Origin of the sequence: Bifidobacterium callimiconis (assembly GCF_003952005.1) — a bacterium.
Lineage (GTDB): Bacteria > Actinomycetota > Actinomycetes > Actinomycetales > Bifidobacteriaceae > Galliscardovia > Galliscardovia callimiconis.
Genome location: NZ_QXGJ01000032.1, coordinates 1 through 2,189, shown reverse-complemented (window position 1 = coordinate 2,189; position 2,189 = coordinate 1). Strand labels below are relative to the sequence as shown.

Annotated in this window: 1 protein-coding gene, 1 rRNA gene and 1 pseudogene; all 3 read right to left on the bottom strand. The window is 55.4% G+C overall.

The genetic code is table 11. From position 1 onward, the window contains the following. Positions 1 to 452: 452 nt before the first annotated feature. Entirely contained in the window at positions 453 to 1,085 is a 633-nt protein-coding gene (locus D2E23_RS11895) for an MFS transporter (protein WP_241227301.1), read from the bottom strand. Positions 1,086 to 1,413: 328 nt separating this feature from the next. Next, a pseudogene (locus D2E23_RS11890) lies at positions 1,414 to 1,785 on the bottom strand (MFS transporter); the annotation flags it as partial. 278 nt (positions 1,786 to 2,063) lie between these two features. Continuing rightward, positions 2,064 to 2,180: ribosomal RNA gene (gene rrf / locus D2E23_RS11495) — 5S ribosomal RNA — on the bottom strand. Positions 2,181 to 2,189 lie beyond the last annotated feature (9 nt).

The following is a 2,189-nucleotide window of genomic DNA, read 5'->3' as shown; positions in this document are numbered from 1 at the left end:
GGCAATCAAAACTTAGTAGTACAAAACACGCTCTTGAGTTCTCAAACCACCACCACACAGGCAAGCGACCCAGGCCTCAACCTGAACCATCCGTGCCGGGCAGCAAGAGATAAACATACACAAGAACAGGAATCCATGCAAATCGGCATGACAAAATACGCCAAGAATCGTTGAAACGACGGCGTTCTCTCGGCGTGTCGCAAAATGCGTATTTCACGCCTCACCATCAGTGTACGCCGACCGGAACATGGAGAAAAACCGGAATCTCATTCTTGGACGGCGTGTCGTACAGCGTTCATCTTCGATGCGCAGCGTTTACCACGACACAGCCGTCATTCTGATCCACAACCACTAGACGTAGCCAGTCCTCGTAATCGGGCCGATAAGGCATATTATGTCGAAAACACAAAGAGCCTCATGACCGGGATCGATCATGAGGCTCTTTCACATCGCTAATGCACCGTAATCCGACGTCCGAGCATCAGCGCATGCAGATTCGACAACAGGGCAAGCACTGCGACGATCAGCAACGCCACGTATCCCCAATGCGTACCGGATATCGTCGCCTTCGCGAATTCCGCGGTGCCGCTCTTCGTACCGGCCTGTGCCATGCCCAGGAACACAAACATCACCGTGGTACCCACCGCGCCTGCAAGCTGTTGGAACGTACTGAACACCGCATTGCCGTCGGACTTGAACTGCGGCGCAATGTATCCCATGCCGCTGGTCATCGTGTTGGCGAAGCACATGGAGAATCCAAGCATGTAGATGAAATAGCATGTGCCGATCACGATCACATTGGAATCCGGGCCGACCAGCACCACCATCAGTGCCACACCGAGCACCGCCACGCTCATGGCGACGATAATCGGACGAGCGGCACCATACCTGTCCAACAATGAACCGGCGACCGGAGCCGCGGCTGCACCCACCAACGCTCCCGGCAACACCAGAACACCGGCGATCAGCGGGGCAACACCGTACCCCAGCTGGCAGGAATTGGGAATCATGTAGCCGAACCCGATCGTGATCGCCTGCAACAGTACGTAGGCCAGAAGATGCCAACGGAACGGGCCACTGCGCAACACCCCCAATCGAACCAGCGGAGAGAAAGGAACGACGGCTCATCCACGCAAACAGCGCCAGCGTGACAATGCATACGATCAACAGACATACAGGAAGAATCAGCGCACGCGCGGCGCCCTCGGCATGTGCGCTCAACGAGGTAATGGCGAGTCCGCCGCGTTCCACCGCGAAGATGAACGACACGAACGCAATGACAATACACAGCACATGCAACGGATTAAGATGCGTTTCCACCGTGGGAGTGACCTGTCGGATGGAAATCAATCCGAACACCATGAAAATGACGAGCAGTGCGAATGTGATGACGAAGATCCAACGCCATGGCATGAACGTACCGACCAGGCCACCTACGGTTGGTCCCAGAGCGGGGGCGGTGGCGCAGACCAGATTGCCTATGCCCATGAGCATGCCGATCTTGGATTTAGGCGACTGCTCAAGAATGATGTTGAACATCAGCGGCAACGCCATACCCGTGCCGGCTCCCTGCAGCACACGCGCCGAAAGCAGCATCGGGAAATTGAGCGTGCATGCGGCGAACAGACTGCCGGCAAGGCATAGGATCATGGCGATAATAAAGATCGTTTTCATCGCGATCTTGCGTTTGAAATACGAAGAAAGTGGCGTTACCAACGCGACAACCAACAGGTAGCTGGTCGTGAGCCACTGCACGGTGGTAGTGCTGATGTGGAACTCTTCCATGAGTTCCGGAAACAGCACGTTCATCAACGTTTCGGTAAGAATGCCAATGAACGCCATGCCACCAGTGGCAAGGATGGAAAGCAACAGATTCTTCGAAACATGTTCGGAGGACTGGTCCATTGTTGGTACGGCCGTTCCCGGCCGGTCCTTTCCAGGTCTGGAGTGAACTGATCAGTCGTTGTCGGTGTTCCAGGCAGCCGCCGACAATGACCGGATATACAAAAAGACCTCTTGGTGGAGTATGTATTCTCTACCAAGAGGTCTTTTCTAACGTGTGATTGCGGTGGTGTGCTACTCTCCCACACCCTGTCGGGTGCAGTACCATCGCCGTGCCAGGTCTTAGCTTCCGGGTTCGGAATGGGACCGGGCGTCTCCCCTGGGCCATGACCGCCGCAAAACCTTGA